This window comes from Nonomuraea sp. LPB2021202275-12-8, assembly GCF_037044575.1.
In the GTDB taxonomy this organism is placed as follows: domain Bacteria; phylum Actinomycetota; class Actinomycetes; order Streptosporangiales; family Streptosporangiaceae; genus Nonomuraea.
The window spans coordinates 163,022-179,296 of record NZ_JBAHWD010000008.1; the positions used below are offsets into that span (position 1 = coordinate 163,022).

The 16,275-nt window shown below is 72.6% G+C and carries 13 protein-coding genes; 7 read left to right on the top strand and 6 right to left on the bottom strand.

Features of this window, described 5'->3' with window-relative positions; all coding sequences use genetic code 11:
• Positions 1 to 77: 77 nt before the first annotated feature.
• A complete protein-coding gene (locus V5E28_RS17950; RefSeq protein ID WP_336208070.1) occupies positions 78 to 731 on the bottom strand; it encodes a TetR/AcrR family transcriptional regulator in 654 nt (217 codons plus the stop codon).
• A gap of 140 nt (positions 732 to 871) precedes the next feature.
• On the opposite strand from V5E28_RS17950, the gene V5E28_RS17955 reads away from it, so the two are divergent.
• The 3 genes from V5E28_RS17955 to V5E28_RS17965 are packed head-to-tail and all read left to right on the top strand — an operon-like array spanning position 872 to position 3,525.
• Positions 872 to 2,053, top strand: a complete 1,182-nt coding sequence (locus V5E28_RS17955) for an NAD(P)/FAD-dependent oxidoreductase (RefSeq protein ID WP_336208071.1) — start codon at positions 872 to 874, stop codon at positions 2,051 to 2,053.
• Positions 2,054 to 2,087: 34 nt separating this feature from the next.
• The gene (locus V5E28_RS17960) at positions 2,088 to 3,302 is read left to right on the top strand and encodes a cytochrome P450 (protein ID WP_336208072.1); all 1,215 of its coding nucleotides are present in this window, start codon (positions 2,088 to 2,090) and stop codon (positions 3,300 to 3,302) included.
• 25 nt (positions 3,303 to 3,327) lie between these two features.
• On the top strand, positions 3,328 to 3,525 hold the full coding sequence (locus V5E28_RS17965; protein ID WP_336208073.1) for a ferredoxin: 198 nt from the start codon (positions 3,328 to 3,330) through the stop codon (positions 3,523 to 3,525).
• A gap of 60 nt (positions 3,526 to 3,585) precedes the next feature.
• Here the strand turns inward: V5E28_RS17965 and V5E28_RS17970 are convergent, their stop codons facing one another.
• Complete coding sequence (locus V5E28_RS17970) at positions 3,586 to 4,764, bottom strand: DUF418 domain-containing protein (protein WP_336208074.1); 1,179 nt, start codon at positions 4,762 to 4,764, stop codon at positions 3,586 to 3,588.
• 83 nt (positions 4,765 to 4,847) lie between these two features.
• Between V5E28_RS17970 and V5E28_RS17975 the strand changes: the two genes are divergently transcribed.
• On the top strand, positions 4,848 to 5,456 hold the full coding sequence (locus V5E28_RS17975) for a TetR/AcrR family transcriptional regulator (RefSeq protein ID WP_336208075.1): 609 nt from the start codon (positions 4,848 to 4,850) through the stop codon (positions 5,454 to 5,456).
• Between the two features lie 192 nt (positions 5,457 to 5,648).
• On the top strand, positions 5,649 to 6,059 hold the full coding sequence (locus V5E28_RS17980) for a VOC family protein (protein ID WP_336208076.1): 411 nt from the start codon (positions 5,649 to 5,651) through the stop codon (positions 6,057 to 6,059).
• Between the two features lie 82 nt (positions 6,060 to 6,141).
• Here V5E28_RS17980 and V5E28_RS17985 read toward each other — a convergent pair whose 3' ends face one another.
• From V5E28_RS17985 to V5E28_RS17995, 3 genes are all read right to left on the bottom strand, one after another.
• Entirely contained in the window at positions 6,142 to 7,020 is an 879-nt protein-coding gene (locus V5E28_RS17985; protein ID WP_442945828.1) for an alpha/beta hydrolase family protein, read from the bottom strand.
• A 98-nt stretch (positions 7,021 to 7,118) separates the two neighbouring features.
• Positions 7,119 to 9,839 (bottom strand): LuxR C-terminal-related transcriptional regulator, encoded by a 2,721-nt coding sequence (locus V5E28_RS17990; protein WP_336208077.1) that lies wholly within the window; start codon positions 9,837 to 9,839, stop codon positions 7,119 to 7,121.
• 109 nt (positions 9,840 to 9,948) lie between these two features.
• Entirely contained in the window at positions 9,949 to 10,575 is a 627-nt protein-coding gene (locus V5E28_RS17995; protein WP_336208078.1) for a phosphotransferase, read from the bottom strand.
• A 167-nt stretch (positions 10,576 to 10,742) separates the two neighbouring features.
• Here V5E28_RS17995 and V5E28_RS18000 point away from each other — a divergent pair, with 167 nt between their 5' ends.
• Together V5E28_RS18000 and V5E28_RS18005 are read left to right on the top strand one after the other, a co-directional pair.
• Complete coding sequence (locus tag V5E28_RS18000) at positions 10,743 to 12,431, top strand: ABC transporter ATP-binding protein (protein ID WP_336208079.1); 1,689 nt, start codon at positions 10,743 to 10,745, stop codon at positions 12,429 to 12,431.
• 4 nt (positions 12,432 to 12,435) lie between these two features.
• On the top strand, positions 12,436 to 14,193 hold the full coding sequence (locus V5E28_RS18005; protein ID WP_336208080.1) for an ABC transporter ATP-binding protein: 1,758 nt from the start codon (positions 12,436 to 12,438) through the stop codon (positions 14,191 to 14,193).
• 564 nt (positions 14,194 to 14,757) lie between these two features.
• Here V5E28_RS18005 and V5E28_RS18010 read toward each other — a convergent pair.
• Positions 14,758 to 16,134 carry an alpha/beta fold hydrolase gene (locus V5E28_RS18010; RefSeq protein WP_336208081.1) on the bottom strand — a complete coding sequence of 459 codons (1,377 nt, stop codon included), beginning with the start codon at positions 16,132 to 16,134 and terminating at the stop codon, positions 14,758 to 14,760.
• Positions 16,135 to 16,275: the final 141 nt, after the last annotated feature.

Consider the following 16,275-nt stretch of genomic DNA (forward strand, 5'->3'; position numbering starts at 1 on the left):
GCCGTACCTTTCCGGTACGGCCCTCTTCGCGTTCCCGCGGCGACTCGGGCTCGGTGTGGGGTTTCCGAGGTCACCGATCAGGTCGCGTGGTCCGGGGCGCGGGCGCCGGCGTCGAGACGGTAGAGCGCGCTGAAGAGCGGCCAGGTCAGGGCGGCCATCTCGGCAGGGGACCGCGGGCATCCACGTTGCAGCCAGTCGGTGGCGACGCCCAGGAGAGCCCCGGCGGTGAACGCGGCGGGGACGTCGTGCGGAACGTCGGGCGGCGGGCCGCCGTACTGCGGGAGTTCGCCTTCGGCGGCGGCCTGGCGCAGGCGGTCGTGTATGGCGGCGGTGCTGCGGCGGCGGATGTGGTCGGCGACGTGCGCGCTGCCCTGCGGTCCCAGCAGGCTGCGATAGAGCCCGGCGTGCTCGGCGAGGCTGGCGAAGAAGGCCTGGAGCGACTCGGTCGCCTCCGGCTCGATGTTCCCCGCGTCCAGGTTCTGCGTGGGCAGTGACTGGACCAAGTTGTCGATCATCGCGGTGCAGGCTGCCTCGGCCAGCTCGTGGACGTCCCGGTAGTGGTCGTAGAAGGCCGTGCGGCTCACACCGGCGCGCTCGGCGACATCGGACACGCTGATCCGGGACAGGTCCTGCTCCTCCACGAGCTGGATGAGCGCGCGTGCCAGCGCTTCGCGAGTGCGGCGTACGCGCCGGTCGCCCGAGGGGGAGGTGCTGCGTCTGGTCGTGGCCACGGCTGCCAGTGTACCTTCTGCCTACACTTGTCAGTTATCTTGCAGATGTAAGGTAATGTGGCTTTTCGGGACGAGTGAAGGGAACACCTCATGCGGATACGCGCAGGCCAGGACGTCGTTCTCCAGCCGGGCGCCGCCTCGTGACCTCGCCCGGCGACGTCCTGATCGTCGGCGCTTCGGCCGCCGGGCTGAGCACGGCGGAGGCGCTGCGGCGGCTCGGTCACCAGGGCGGCCTCACGCTGCTGGACGCCGAGCCTCACCTGCCCTACGACCGGCCACCACTGTCGAAGCAGGTCCTCGCGGGGGCCTGGGAGCCGGCCCGCGCCCAGCTTCGCGACCAGGCGCGGCTGGACGCCCTGGGCGCCGATCTCCTACGGGGCGAGCCCGCCACCGCGCTGGACCCGGCGGCGCGCACGGTCACCACCGCCTCCGGCCGCGTGCTGCACGGCGACACCCTGGTCATCGCCACCGGCATGACGCCCCGCAGGCTGCCCGGCCAGGACGGCAGGGCGGGCGTGCACGTGCTGCGCGGCCTGGACGACGCTCTCACCCTGCGCTCTCACCTGACCGCCGCCGGACGGCTCGTCGTCGTGGGCGAGGGCGTGCTGGGCGCGGAGATCGCCGCCACCGCCCGCACCATGGGCCTGGACGTCACCCTCGCCGGGATGGGACACGTTCTCCTGGGCGACCAGCTCGGCGACGCGGTCGGCGCGATGCTCGGCCGGATGCACGCCGAGCGCGGCGTCCGGCTGCGGCTCGGCGCCGCGGTCGACAGCCTGACGGAGACCGGTGGACGGGTCACGGGGGTACGCCTGGCCACCGGCGAGCTCCTGCCCGCCGACGCGGTCGTGGTGGCCATCGGATGCCGCCCGGCGACCGGCTGGCTGGAGGGCAGCGGCCTGGCCGTGGGCGACGGGGTGGAGTGCGACTCGCGCTGCCGCGCCGCCGAGGGCGTCTACGCCGTCGGGGACGTCGCCTCGTTCGAGCACGAAGGGCTCGGCCGGCGGCTGCGCCTGGAGAACCGCACCAACGCCACCGAACAGGCCCAGGTGGTGGCGGCCAACATCCTCGGCGCCGACCGCCCGTACACCCCGGTCCCCTACTTCTGGACCGACCAGTACGACGTCAAGATCCAGGCCTACGGCGTGCCGTCGCCGGCGGCCGAGCTGAGCATCGCCGAGGGTGACCCCGCACAGCACCGCTTCGCCGCCGTCTACCGCGAGAGCGGCCGGATCACCGGCGTCCTCGGCTGGAACATGCCCAAGCAGGCTCGCCTGCTGAGGCAGCGGAGCCTGGGCCTCCAGCCCCTCACGTCCGCGTAAGCAGTACGACCTTCTATGCGCAAGGAGATGCCGCATGAGTGTCAATGAGCAGGTACTGAGCTACCCGATCCCCAACGACGCGGCCCTCGCACCGCCCGCGGAGTGGGCCGAGCTGCGCGGCACGTGCCCGGTGGCACACGTGAAGCTGCCGAGCGGCGACCAGGCGTCGCTGCTGACCCGGTACGAGGACGTCAAGCAGGTGCTGGCCGACCCGCGCTTCACCCGCCAGCTCACCGCGCCCGACGCGGCCAGGTTGACGAGCGACGACGGCGGCGGGGTGTTCTCCAGCGAGATGGCCTCGATCATCCCCGACTCCGGCGACGAGCACCAGCACTGGCGGCGCCTGGTCGGCAAGTGGTTCACCGCCAAGCGCATGGCCGCCCTGCGACCCACGATGGCCCGGCTCGCCGAGGAACTCATCGACGACATGGTCGAGCGCGGCGCGCCGGGCGACCTCAAGGCGTCCCTGGGCTTCCCGCTCCCGGTGTACGTCATCTGCGACATGCTCGGCGTGCCCGCCGATGACCGGGACCGGTTCTCGTACTGGTCCGACACCCTGCTCAACCTCACCCGCTACGGTCAGGCCGAGATCGAGGCCGCCCAGACCGCGTTCTTCCAGTACATGTCCGACCACCTCGCCGCCAAGCGCGCCGAACCCGGCGAGGACCTGCTGAGCGAGCTGATCGCGGTCGGCGGCCCCGAGGACGGCGGGCTGTCCGACATCCAGATCCTGGTCACCGGCATGGCGCTGCTGGTCGCCGGGCACGAGACCACCGCCAACATGATCGGCAAGATGGTCGCCATGCTGCTGGCCGACCGGACCCGCTGGGAGCGGCTGCTGGCCGACCCGTCGCTGATCCGCACCACGGTGGAGGAGTCGCTGCGCCTCGACGCCAACTCCGGCTTCGGCCTGCCCCGCTATCTGCCCGAGGAGACCGAGGTCAGCGGCACCGCGCTGCCCCGCGGCACCACGGTGATCTGCAGCATGGCCGCCGCCAACCGCGACGAGAGCGCCTTCGAGGCCGCCGCCGAGATGAACCTGAGCCGCAGCCCGAACCCGCACCTGGCGTTCGGCGCCGGGGCGCACTCCTGCCTGGGGCAGGCGCTGGCCCGCACCGAGCTGCAGGTCGTGCTGGAGGTGCTGCTGCGCAAGCTCCCCACCCTGGAGCTGGCCGTGACCGAGGAGGAGCTGGAGCGCGTGGAAGGGCTCGCCGTCGGCGGCCTGCGCACGGTCCCGGTCCGCTGGTGACCCGATAAAAGAGGAGGAATTCGGCATGAAAGTCACCGTCGACGAGGTCAAATGCTGCGGGGCCGGTCAGTGCGTGCTGATCGCGCCGGAGGTGTTCGACCAGAACGAGGACGACGGCATCGTCATCCTGCTGGAGCCCGAGCCGGGCGAGGACCAGCACGCGGCGGTCCGCGAGTCCGCCGCCGTCTGCCCCGCCGCCGCCATCGTGCTGAGCGAGGCGTGAGCAGCGCACGACGCTGGTTCCCGCCGCCGCCGGGTCGCGGCCGGCCGGAGTGCGGGTGAGTCACCGGCGCCCGTAGGTGAGGCGTCGCAGCGCGGCCTCGGCCGGGCCTCTTCGCCCGCCGGGTGCCAGCATCGCGGCGAGCGCCACGGTGGCCAGCCAGGTCACCGTGGCGATGCCGGACGCCGCGGCGTCGCCGACGCGCGTGCCGAGCCCGCCCGCGTACGGCGCGAACACCGCGACGAAGACCGCCGACTGGAGGAGATAGCAGGTAAGCGACCACTGGCCGCACGCGGCGAGGGCCCTGACGGCCGGGCCGGGATACGCGCGCCGCATCCGGCCGGCGACGAGCCCGATGACCGCCGCGTACGCGAGCCCGCCGGCGATGCCCGTCACACTGTGCAGCGCGTACGCGGGCACGGCTACCATGTCCGACGGCGTCCAGACGCGGGTGTCGATCAGCATCAGCGGTATCCCGCCGGCGACGGCCAGCCCCGTGCCCGTGACGGCGATTCGGGAGAGCAGGTCCCGATGTGATCCGGGTTCCTCCAGCAGGCGGCGCCGGGCCGCCCAGATTCCGAACAGGAAGGCCGGCGCCACGCCGGCGGCGAAGTAGGTGGGTGTCATCCCGGCCCACCCGATCAGCCGCATCACCGTCGCCCCGATCGGGTCCGCCATGGCGGCGGGCGTGTCGCCCTTGGGCGCGGAGACGGTGAGCAGCCCGAAGGCGTACAGCACCACGACGTGCAGGACGAGCCCGACGAGGGCGGCCCACAGCACGGCCCGGTCCTCGCGCCGGATGAACCCGACGAGTACGAGCCCGATCAGGCCGTACGCCCCGAGGATGTCCCCGAAGAACAGCAGCAGCGCGTGACAGAAGCCGAACGCCAGCAGCCAGAGGCTCCGGCGGCGGAGCACCTTGCGCACCTGCGGCCAGCCGCTGCCCGTGGCGAGCTGCCGGTTGGCGAGCTGCACCAGGCCGTAGCCGAACAGGGCGGCGAACATGGGCAGCGCCCGCCCGTCCACCAGCAGGATCTGCGCTCCGGCGACCAGCCGGTCGAGGGCGCCGCCGTGGAGGGCGTAGCCGCGGAAGCCCGCCTCGTGGCCTGACAGGTACATGTGCGCGTGCGCCAGCGCGATGAGCAGCAGCATCACCCCGCGCGCCAGATCCGGCGCGAGCGCGCGCTGGGCGACGGGGGTGGCTCCGTGGACGGAAGCCGGTGGTGGTGGGGCGATGGACATGGTTGTCCCCTCGAAATTAGATACATGGCTGTAGCTAATACTCCAAGGTAAACTACAGCTGTGTATCTAAGCAAGGGGGTGGCATGGCCGACCGCAACACCCGGCGGCGCGGCGAGGAGCTGATCAAGGCCATCCACGACGCCGTGCTGGCAGAGGTGCTGGAGGTCGGCGTCGGAAGGCTGACCATGGACGGCATCGGCCGGCGCGCGGCCACGCCCCGCACCACGCTGTACCGCCGCTGGTCCGACCCGATCGAGGTGCTCCTCGACGCCCTCTACCACCAGCACCCCGTCGAGGAGCCGACCACCGGTGCCGATGACCTGCGTGGCGACCTCGTCCGCGCCCTGCGCCTCATGGTCGAGTGGGCCCTCAGCCCGGCGGGCCGCGCGGTGGCCGCCATCCTCACCGACCCCAAGAGCGCCGCGCTGGTGTCCGAGGCGCTCTTCGAGCGGGTCTTCGCCAGCCGGGGCGGCACGTTCACCCACACCGTGCTGCGGCACTACGCCGACCAGGGGCGCTTCCCCGCCGAACTGCTGACCCCGGTCGTGGCCGACATCGGCGAGGCCCTCGTCACCAAGCGCCTGATCGACTCCGGGACACCGCCCAGCGACGACGACCTCGCGGCGATCGTCGACCAGGCGATCCTTCCCGCGATCGGGCTCGGCGCCCGCGGGCCGAAGCGTCCGATCTAGATGTGCGGCACGAGATCTCACCGGGAGGCCCGGCCTAGACCTCCTCGGGAAGGGTGAGCATCTTGTTGAGGATCGGCACCAGCTGCTCCTCCTCGTAGTCCAGGTGGGCCTCCAGCTCGGTGCGCCGTCCAGGACGGTTTGTCGTAGTGGACGGATACGATCTGCGCGGACGTCAAGGAGGGCGGATCGGTGATGAGAGTAGGTCTGACGCTCGACGGCACGAACGTGCCGCGGCTGGCCGAGTTCTGGAAGCTGGCGCTCGGCTACGAGGACGAGCCGCCGCCCCCTCCCTACGCCACCAGGGAAGAGTGGCTGGAGCAGTTCGATCTTCCCGAGGACGACGGCGAAGGGGCATGGCTGCACGACCCCGCCGGCGTGAATCCTCGCCTCTCGATCCTGGAGGTCCCGGAGCCGAAGACGGCCAAGAACCGCGTGCACATCGACATCCGCGTGTCCGGCGAGGGCGACGCGGAGGAGCGGTGGGCCAGGATCGGCGCGAAGGTCGCCGTCCTGTCAGGGGCCGGGGCGACCGTGCTGTGGGAGGATCCCGGCCATCACGTGACCATGGCCGATCCGGAGGGCAACGAGTTCTGCGTCTGCTGAGCGCCTCGTTCCAGCCTCAGGTGGGCGGGCACCGAGACGGCCTCCCGTCCGACGCGGGACGGGAGGCCGTGACACGCTCAGGTCAGGAGTGCGGGCAGGTGTCGCGGTACTCCTCGATGTCGCTGCGGCGCGGCGCCGGGCAGAGGAACCGCTCGTAGCGGGTGTCGTCGTCGACGAACCTCTTCAGCCATGCGACCGCGTACTTGCCGGTCGGGGTGTTGGTCGTCTGCGGGAAGAAGTGGCTCGCGCCGTTGAGCTCCATGTACGCCTTCTCCGACGAGGCGGGGATGCTCTCGTAGAAGGGCTGGGAGTGGGTGGTCACGGAGGCGACCGAGTCGTTCTCGCCGCCGATGATCAGGGTCGGCACGCGTACGCCCGACCAGTTCTTGGTGGCGTTCCACGGCGCCAGCGGGACGGCCGCCTGGAGGCTGGGACGGTCGTCCGCGGCCTCCAGGGAGCCGCCGCCGCCCATCGAGTGGCCTCCCACCGCCAGCCTGGACGGGTCGATGCGGCTGCGGACGGCGGTGGGGCTGTCCTCCACCAGCCAGTCCAGGGCGGCGAGGAGCTGGCGGCCACGGCTGGCGGGCTGGTCGTAGCGGCTGTTGGTCTCGATCCCGATGACCACGAAGCCGTGCGAGGCGATGCGCGGGCCGAGCCAGGAGATGCTGGACCACGAGGCGGTGTAGCCGGGGGAGAGGGCGATCGCGCCGAAGGTGCCCTGGCTGGTGTCGTTGGGGTAGTAGACCTGGCCACCGCCGAACCCGCTCACGCTGAGTGAGGAGATCGACTGGCTGGAGGTGGCGAACGGGCCGCGGCTCGCCTCCAGGATGCTGTCGGTGGGGTCTGGGCCGCGATCGTACGGACCGGCGGCGTTGGCGGTTGGGGCGATGGCGAGGGTGGCGCACGCCATGGTCACGACCATGGCGAGCTTGGTGAGGGTTCTCGCGGTGGGCAGAGGCACGTCGGGAACTCCATGTGCTCAGGGGGTCTGGGGGGTTGACCCGTCCGCCGACATTGTTGAACCCGCCCGTCGGCCCCGCATCGCGTGAATCGCCGGTCTCAGGACAGCAGGCGCGCCAGCTCGACCCGTGAGCGCACGCCCAGCTTGGCGAAGACGTTGCGCAGGTGGTGGTCGATCGTGCGCGGGCTGAGGAAGAGCTGCGCCGCGACCTCCCTGTTGGTCGCGCCCTCCGCGACCAGCCGGGCGATCCGCAGCTGCTGGGCGGTGAGCAGGCTTTCCGGATCCCCGGCGGGTGAGACGCGGGCCACGGTCTCGCCCGAGGCGCGCAGCTCCGCGCGGGCCCGTTCGCTCCACAGCACCGCGCCCAGCCGCTGGAACGTCTCCAGCGCCCCGTGCAGGTGCTCCCTCGCGGCGCCGGGCCGTCGTTCCCTGCGCAGCGCCCCGCCGTACAGCAACTGCGTGCGGGCCGTCTCGAACTGGCACGCCCCCTGCCGGTGCAGCTCAAGGGCCTGGATGAACAGCTCGCCCGCCTCGCCCTGCGTGGCGAGCAGCGCCCGGCAGCGCGCCACGAGCGCGCGCCGGTCGGGGCTGCTGGTGCTGCCCACCCACCGCTCCAGCACCCGCAGGGCGGCCGCGGCCCTCCGTTCGTCGCCGGTACGCGCGGCCGCCTCGATGAAGTGCGGGCTGGCCATGACCCGGATGACGACATGGTCGTTGCCCCGGTGGCCGCGCAGCCTGGCCGCGGCGTCCGCCGGGCGCCCGGCGGCCAGGTCGAGGTGGGCGAGCGCCCAGTTGCCCAGGGTGGTGGCGATGCCCAGGCCGTGGGACTCGGCCAGGCCGAGTGCGGCGTTGGCGTGGTCGCGGCAGCCTTCCGCGTCGCCCTGGACCGCGGCGGCGTGCGCCAGCCAGGCCAGGTGCTGGGCGGCGGCGTTGAGCTGACCGGACGCCTGCGCCAGCCGCAGACCCTCGGCGGCGTGGGACGCGACGGACGCGTAGCGGCCCAGCCAGAACTGCGCCTGGATCACCGACTCCAGCAGTTGCGGCACGACGGTGACCGCGCCGCGCCGGCGGGCCGTGTCGATGGCGCGGGCCGCCAGCTCGATCGCCGTGGCGTCCTCGCCGAGCAGGAGGCTGGCGACGCAGGCCCACACCAGCGTCACCGGGCTCGTCACCGCCGAGGCCAACTCCACGACCCGGCGCAGCGGCGCCGCGGCCGCGCCGTGGCGGCCGCCGAAAGTGGCCGCCATCCCCTCCAGATACTCGAACATGAGCTGCGCGGCCGCGCAGTCGTCGCTGCGGCGCAGCAGCGCGGCCTGTCGGGCGATGACCTGGAAGCTGCGGATGTCGCCGGCCATGTAGCTGGCCTCCGCCGCGTGCAGCAGGGCCTTCACCCCGACGAGCCGGTCGTGTTCGAGCAGCCAGGTGGCCGCGGCCAGGAGTTTGTCGCGGGCGCTGTCGGCGTGGCCGCTCAGCAGCTCCAGCCGTCCGTACATGAGCTCCGCCTGGCCGCTGGAGGAGTCGGACACCACGGGGCAGCGCAGCCGGGCCAGGAGTGACCTGGCCCGCCGGAAGTCGCCGGACGTCCACGCGTGGCGGGCGGCCGTGGCCAGCCAATCGGCCCTGTTCGCCTCGTGGCCGGTGAGCTGCGCGGCGCGCTCGTACGCCAGCGAGGGGCCGGGATGGCCGTGCCGGGCGGAGGTGGCGGCCGCGGTCACCAGCTCGGTGGCGAGCCGTTCGGGCGGCCCGTCCAGCGCGATCGCCCGGTGCCAGGCCCTGGCGAGCCGCCGGTGCTCCGCGCCGGGGAGGTTGCCGAGCAGCCGGTGCGCCGCGCGCCTGCGGGCCAGCGGCGCGTCGGCGTAGGCGACGGCACGCACCGTCTCGTCGGTGTATACGTACCGGTCCGCCTCGACGCGGATCACGCCCGCCTCCTCCGCGGGCGCCAGCACTGACAGCGGGTCGGCGGGCTCGGCGGCCAGGATCAGGGTCGCCGTGTCGAGACCCGGATCGGCCGCCAGGAGCAGCAGCAGGAACCTGGTGTCCTCCGGCAGCCCCGCCAGCCGGCCGGCGTGGGCCCGGTGCAGCCGTCCGCCGACCGGCAGGCCGTCGGGCGGCGCGGCCAGCCCGGCGAGCTGCTCGGCGCTCAGCGAGTCCACGAGCTCGCGCAGGGCGAGCGGGTTGCCCCGGGCCACCTGTTCCAGAGCGGCACGCAGATCGTCGGAGAGCCTGCCGGGCAGCAACTCGTCGGCCAGCGCGCGGCTGGCCGCCTGGTCCAGCGGGGCCAGGGCGCGCACCGGCAGATCGTCGGGCAGCTCGCCGGCCTGCCTGGCCGCGAACAGCATCGCGACCCGCTCGCCCGCGAGCCTCCTGGCCGCGAACGCGAGCGTCTCGCGACTGGCCCCGTCGAGCAGGTCCACGTCGTCGACGCAGACCAGCACCGGCTCGGCGGCGGACAGCTCGCTCAGGAACTCCATCAGGGCGGCGGGCAGCGCCACCCCGCCGTCGGTGACGCCGAGCCGCAGCGCCCACGTCAGCACGTGCGACCGGATCAGGCCCGACACCGGGTGCAGCAGCGCGTGCAGGCCGGAGAGCGGCAGGTGCGCCTCCTGCCGGATCCCGCAGGCGCGCAGCACGGTGAAATCGCCCGCCAGCGCGGCTGCGAGGTCCAGGACGGCGGTCTTGCCGATACCCGGCGCGCCCAGCAGGGCCAGTGCGCCGCCGTCGCCGTTGCGGGCCCGGTCGAGCAGCCGGTGCACGGCGTCCTCCTCGGCGGCACGGCCATGCAGGGCCGGCGGGCGCGTGACAGGGGAGGCTAACGACATGACCAGAGTGTTACTCGCCAGTGTCAACTGATAAAGGGGGGTGATGTAAAGGCGTCGGGAACTGGCGATATCGCCGATGCACCGGGTGATCATCCAGCGGCGGGAGCCGTTACGGCTCGCCGATCCAGGTCGTGGTGTCGTCGATCCGCTGCCGCCACAGCTTCTCGCCCTCGCCGCCCGGCTCCCACCGGGTGGTGAACTCGAGCAGGTTGCGGCAGCGGGCCAGCATGCAGGCGTGCCGGTCCGCCCACGGCGGCGCGGGAGCGCCGTACGCCTCGAAGAAGTGCCGCAACTGATGCACGTGCTCCGGGTGGTGGGCGCGGACGATCCACTCGCACCAGGCGAGATCCTCCAGCGGGTGGCCCGGGTGCGCCCACTCCCAGTCGAGGATCGCGGCCGTCTCGAACGTCTCCGGGTCGAACAGCATGTTCTGCGGGCCGTAGTCGCCATGCACGATGCCCAGCCGGTGCAGACGCGCCAGCGTGCGCCCGCACTCGGCGAGTACCTCGGCGGCCCGGCCGTCGTCGAGCAGGTCCTGCCCGTGCGCGCCCGCCACGAACCGCATGCTCACGCTCGTGTCGGTGACCGAATGCACCCGCGGCACGGGCAACCGGCCCCGAAGCCGCCGCAGGAACCTGGCCTCAGTCCTGAGCCGGACCCCGGCGTCAGGGCCCTGGTAACACTTGACGACCAGAGCGCCGTCTCCGACCGTGCTGTTGGTGTACCCGTGCTCCACAGGCAACGATTGTGGCGTACTCCTGGGGCAGGTGTTAGCTGACGCGCCCGGATCGTTCACGTGTTGTACGGCGCGTCATGTTGATCATAGTTTCGGTCACTTCACGCTACGGCTCCGCCGGAAAATCGTTTGTGTGACCAGCGATCTTTTGAAAATCTTAACGGGCTATGCGCTCCCTTCCTGAAGCCGATCCCGGCGTGCCCGACATCCGCAGCCCGCTCCGCTATCTGTGGTGGAACGCCCGGCGGCAGAGCCGTGCCCTGCTGACCGGCATCGCCTTCGCCACCCTCTGGTGGCTGGGCCAGGCGCTGGTGCCGGCCGTGCTCGGCAAGGGGGTCGACGCCGTCAGGGCCGAGGACACCCGCGCTCTGCTCACCTGGTCGGCGATCCTGCTGGGGCTCGGCCTGGTGCAGGCGTTCACCGGGATCATGCGGCACCGCTACGCCGTCTTCAACTGGCTGTCCGCCGCCTACCGCACCGTCCAGCTCACCGCCAGGCACGCCGCCCGGCTCGGCGCCACCCTGCCCAAGCGCCTGTCGACCGGCGAGGTCGTCAGCGTCGGCAACTCCGACATCGCCCACATCGGCAGCTCGATGGACATCCTGCTGCGCGGCACCGGCGCGATCGTGGCGATCGTCACGGTCACCGTGATCCTCATCTCCACCTCGCTGCCGCTCGGGCTGCTCGTGCTGTTCGGCGTGCCGGTCATGGCCGTCGCGGTCGGGCCGTTGCTGAGGCCCCTGCACCGGCGGCAGAAGCGGCACCGTGACCTCACCGGAGACCTGTCCACCCGGTCGGCCGACATCGTGGCCGGCCTGCGGGTCCTCCGCGGCATCGGCGGCGAGCAGGTGTTCGCCGGCCGCTACCGCGAGGAGTCCCAGCGCGTCCGGCACGCCGGCGTCGGCGTCGCCCGGGTCGAGTCGCTGCTCGAAGGCGCCCAGATCGTGCTGCCCGGCGTGCTCATCGCCATCGTCACCGGCGTCGGCGCGTCGTTCGCCGTCGCCGACGAGATCACCCCCGGCCAGCTCGTCTCCTTCTACACCTACGCGGTGTTCCTGATCGGGCCGATGCGCACCGTCACCGAGGCCGCCGACAGGCTGACCAAGGGCCACGTCGCCGCCCGCCGCGTGGTGCGGATCCTGTCCATCGAGCCGGAGATCTCCGGCGGCGCCGGCGACAGCCCCGGCGGCGTGCTGCGCGACTCCTACAGCGGCGTGACCGTCCAGCCCGGCAAGCTGACCGCCCTCGCGGCCGGCACGCCCGAAGAGGCCATGGCGATCGCCGACCGGCTCGGCCGCTACTCCGAGGGAGACGTCACCTTCGGCCCAGCCGACCTGTCCACGCTGCCCATGGACGAGGTCCGCTCGCGCATCCTGGTCGCCGACAACGGCGCCCGCCTGTTCACCGGCATGCTCCGCGACGAGCTCGACGTGCGCGGCACCGCCACCGCCGAGCAGCTCCGGCAGGCCCTGCACGCCGCCTGCGCCGAGGACATCGTCGAGGCGCTGCCCGAAGGGCTCGACGCCCAGGTGGCCGAGGCCGGGCGGGAGTTCTCCGGCGGCCAGCAGCAGCGGCTCCGGCTGGCCAGAGCCCTGCTCACCGACCCGGAGGTGCTGATCCTGGTCGAGCCCACCAGCGCCGTCGACGCCCACAGCGAGGCCCGCATCGCCGAGCGGCTGGTCAAGGCCCGCGCCGGCAGGACCACGCTGGTCTGCACGACCAGCCCGCTGGTGCTCGACCGCACCGACCAGGTGATCTTCGTGGAGGACGGCAGGGTGCACGCCGAAGGCGCGCACCGCGACCTGCTGGACTCCTCACCCGCCTACGCCGCGACCGTGACCCGAGGGGAGGACTGACGAGATGGCACGCGAGATCCTGCCCGTCGCCGATCAGAAACAGGTGCGCGCCTATGCCCGGCGGCTCACCCTGAAATACCCGCGCCAGCTCGCCGTCGCCCTCGGCCTGCACGGGCTCGCGGCCGTCGCCGGGCTCGCCGTGCCGTGGCAGCTCGGCGACCTGGTGCAGGACGTGCAGGACGGCGCTCAGGTGAGCCCGGTCCTCGTCGCCGTCGGCATCGGCGGCTTCCTGCTGCTCCAGGGCCTGCTCGTGCGCTTCGCGGTGCTCGCCTCGGCCAGGCTGGGCGAGAAGGTCCTCGCCGAGCTGCGCGAGGAGTTCGTCGACCGGGTGCTCGCCCTGCCGCTGTCCACGGTCGAACGCGCCGGCGCCGGCGACCTGCTCACCAGGACCTCCCGCGACGTCGACTCGCTGTCCAGGACCGTGCGGCACGCGGTCCCGGAAACGCTGATCGCGGTCGTCACGTTCACGATCACGATCGGCGCGCTGGTGCTGGTCGGCCCGCTGCTCATGCTGCCCGTGCTGATCGCCGCCCCGCTGCTGTTCTTCACCACCCGCTGGTATCTCAGGCGGGCCCGCGACGGCTACCTGCGCGAGAACGCCGCCTACGCCGAGATGACCGAAGGGCTGGCCGAGACCGTCGAAGGCGCCAGGGCCATCGAGGCGCTCGGCCTGCACCAGCGGAGGCAGGAGCGCACCGACCGCGACATCGCCGGCTCGTTCGCCGCCGAGCGCTACACGCTGGGCCTGCGCACCGTGTGGTTCCCCGCCGTGGAGCTCGGCTACGTCATCCCGGTCGTCTCGACGCTGCTGGTCGGCGGCCTTTTCTACACCCGCGGCTGGGTCACGCTGGACCAGGTCGTCACCGCCACCCTGTTCGCCCAGCAGCTCATCGACCCGCTCGACCGGTTCCTCATGTGGATCGACGAGCTGCAGGTCGGCGGCGCGGCCATGTCCAGGCTCCTCGGCGTCGCCAACGTGCCCGACGACCGGACCCCCGCCGACGCCCGCCCCACCAGCGAGCTGCTGCGGGCCGAGGACGTCCGCTACGCCTACCGCCCGGGGCGCGACGTGCTGCACGGCGTCTCGCTCACCGTGCGGCCCGGGGAGCGGCTGGCCATGGTCGGCCCGTCGGGCGCCGGCAAGTCCACCCTCGGCAGGCTCCTCGCCGGCATCCACGGCCCGCGCACCGGCGCGGTCTCCGTCGGCGAAGTCCCCCTTGTGGACCTGCCCCTCGACGACCTGCGCGGCCACGTCGCGCTGGTCACCCAGGAGCATCATGTCTTCAAGGGCAGCCTGCGCGACAACCTGCTGATCGCCCGCCCCGGCGCCGACGACACCGCCGTCCGCGCCGCCCTGACGGCGGTGGACGCCCTCGACTGGGTGCTCGCCCTGCCGGACGGGCTCGACACCGAGGTCGGCTCGGGCGGCGTCACCGTCTCGCCGGCCCACGCCCAGCAGCTCGCCCTGGCCCGCCTCGTGCTGGCGGACCCGCACACGCTGGTCCTGGACGAGGCCACTTCGCTGATCGACCCGCGAGCGGCCAGGAACCTGGAGCGATCCCTCGCGGCGGTCCTCGACGGCCGCACCGTCATCGCCATCGCCCACCGCCTCTACACCGCCCACGACGCGGACCGGGTCGCGGTGGTGGAGGACGGCCGCATCAGCGAGCTCGGCTCCCACGACGAGCTGGTGGCGGAAGGCGGCTCCTACGCGGCCCTCTGGGACAGCTGGCACGGCACCCCGACCAGCACCCGCACCTGAGATGCGACGGGGGCGCCGCGAACCCGGCGGCCCCGTCCCGGGGTGGACCGTGGCACTCGGCGCAGGGCACAGGCGGCGTGGCCTTGAGGTCTGCTGAGGCGGGGGCTGAGGTGGGGTGGTCTTGAGGTTTGGCTGCGGGGTGCACGGCTGGACAGTCCTGGGACTGTGTGAAGGGTGCCGCCGGTGCCTGCTACGGGGACTCGTCCGGTGCGACGGCGAGTCGTGGTGAACCAGGCCCGAACCGGCGACGTTGATGGGGGCGTCAAGCAGAAGCGCTTTCATCCGGTGAGCGGAGTGGCGATGACTCGGCCTCGAACGGGGCCAGGCAGAGGTCGGCGTGACCATCGGCGTGGAGGGCCTCTCAGAAGGTGTCCGAACTTGTCAGGGAAACCCTCCGACGCCGTTCACCATCCAGCTCGACGAGCCCCTGGGCGACCGGGTGCTCATCGACGCGTCGGTCCACCCACGTCGCCGGATCACCCATCCCTGATGGTGTCCGCGTGAGCATCGCTCGCCGGCCTCATCAGGCCCGGCCAGGTGTGGGTGCCGGGCACCTTCCCCAGGTCAGCACTTCGTGCCCTGAGGCGGGACCACCTTGTCGGCGAAGTAGCGGTTGATGTGGTCGCGGGCGCAGGGGTTGGCGCCGTAGAGGGTGTGGCCGGGGCCGTCGTGGCTGATCGTGGAGCTGCCGGCGATCGGGGCGAGGACCCGCCCGACCGCATCGGACTCGCCCCACGCGCCGGCGCCGAGCAGGGGCGGGAGGGTCTTGGGCAGTGGGGTGGGCGGGTTGGTCACGGGTGCGGGCCAGCCGATGCAGGAGAGCGTCCCGGTGGCCAGCGTGTTGGCGGCACCCGCGTTGGGGGCGACGCGGCGCAGGCGGGCGACGATGGAGTCGAGCTCTGCTCGGGTGGTGGCCCGGGGCCAGTCCAGGCACTCGGTGATGCCGGTGGACTGGTCGGGGTAGCGGAGGCCGCGCTCGGGGACGAAGCCGGCGGCGTTGCCGCCATGGGCCTCGCGGATGGCCTTGGCCAGCGCGGGCCAGGCGGCCTCGCCCCGCTTGGCCGCGCCGATCGCGAAGGACTGCAGGTCGCGGCCGACGTAGGCGACACCGTTCCCGGCCGGGACGGGGGTGCGGTCGGCCCGGGCGACGAGAGAGCGCCACTTGCGCGGCACGTCGCGGCACTCACCCGCGGCGCACCAGGTGAAGAAGCGGGTCAGGAGCTTCTCGTTGCTCTTGGCCATCTCCTCCAGCTCGCGGCCCCAGTCGGCGGAGCTGTGGCTCCAGGTGCCGTCGAGCACCATCGTGCGGACCTGGCCGGGGAACAGGCGGGCGTAGGCCTGGCCGTAGAAGCCCGCGTAGGAGGCGCCGTAGTAGTTGAGCTTGGCGCCTCCCAGCGCCTTTCTGATGGCCTCCATGTCTCTGGCGTGGTCTGCGGAGCTCATGTTGGCGAACAGCTCGGGGTCGCTCTGGCGGCAGGGCTCGGCGATGCCCCGGTTGGTGTCGGACAGGCGGGCGAAGTCGGCGTCGTCCTCGGGGAACTCGGCGATCGGGGTGCGGGACCAGAGGCACGGCAGGCCGGTGCCGAGGCCGCCGAACTGCTTGCCGTAGCCGCGGGTGTCCCAGGTGACGATGTCCATGCGCTCGCGCAGCTCGGCCCACCACTCGGGGACACTCTGGGTGAGGCCGACGCCGGGGGCACCCGGGCCGCCATAGGCCACCAGGGCCGCCCCCTCGGAGGCGCCGGTGGCCTTGAGGCGGCCGAGCTTGAGCGTGATCCGCCGGCCGTCGGGCTTGTGCCAGTCGACCGGAACCTGCAGGTCGGCGCACTCCATGCCGATCCTGTCGTTGGGGCACGCGCTCCAGGCGAGGGCGGCGGAGTGCTGCGCCTGGACGCCACCCGAACCGAGGACGGCCAGGGCGATCACGATTGACTTCAACATGCGGCCCACGATCGCGGAACCGGCATCCCTTCCACATCAGACCACGGTCTGGTCCGGGAGGGCGCAGATCAGCCCTGGGTCTGTCATCCCAAGCCGGCCGGCCCGAGGTCCGTCAGCCCGGGCCCGGCCGGCTCGGAGGCG

What these genes read in the sequence shown, in the direction of transcription:
- V5E28_RS18005 (WP_336208080.1), top strand. Translation starts at nt 12,436, where the DNA reads ATGGCACGCGAGATCCTGCCCGTCGCCGATCAGAAACAGGTGCGCGCC.
- V5E28_RS17960 (WP_336208072.1), top strand. Translation starts at nt 2,088, where the DNA reads ATGAGTGTCAATGAGCAGGTACTGAGCTACCCGATCCCCAACGACGCG.
- V5E28_RS17980 (WP_336208076.1), top strand. Translation starts at nt 5,649, where the DNA reads ATGAGAGTAGGTCTGACGCTCGACGGCACGAACGTGCCGCGGCTGGCC.
- V5E28_RS18000 (WP_336208079.1), top strand. Translation starts at nt 10,743, where the DNA reads ATGCGCTCCCTTCCTGAAGCCGATCCCGGCGTGCCCGACATCCGCAGC.
- V5E28_RS17970 (WP_336208074.1), bottom strand. Translation starts at nt 4,764, where the DNA reads ATGTCCATCGCCCCACCACCACCGGCTTCCGTCCACGGAGCCACCCCC.
- V5E28_RS18010 (WP_336208081.1), bottom strand. Translation starts at nt 16,134, where the DNA reads ATGTTGAAGTCAATCGTGATCGCCCTGGCCGTCCTCGGTTCGGGTGGC.
- V5E28_RS17990 (WP_336208077.1), bottom strand. Translation starts at nt 9,839, where the DNA reads ATGTCGTTAGCCTCCCCTGTCACGCGCCCGCCGGCCCTGCATGGCCGT.
- V5E28_RS17975 (WP_336208075.1), top strand. Translation starts at nt 4,848, where the DNA reads ATGGCCGACCGCAACACCCGGCGGCGCGGCGAGGAGCTGATCAAGGCC.
- V5E28_RS17965 (WP_336208073.1), top strand. Translation starts at nt 3,328, where the DNA reads ATGAAAGTCACCGTCGACGAGGTCAAATGCTGCGGGGCCGGTCAGTGC.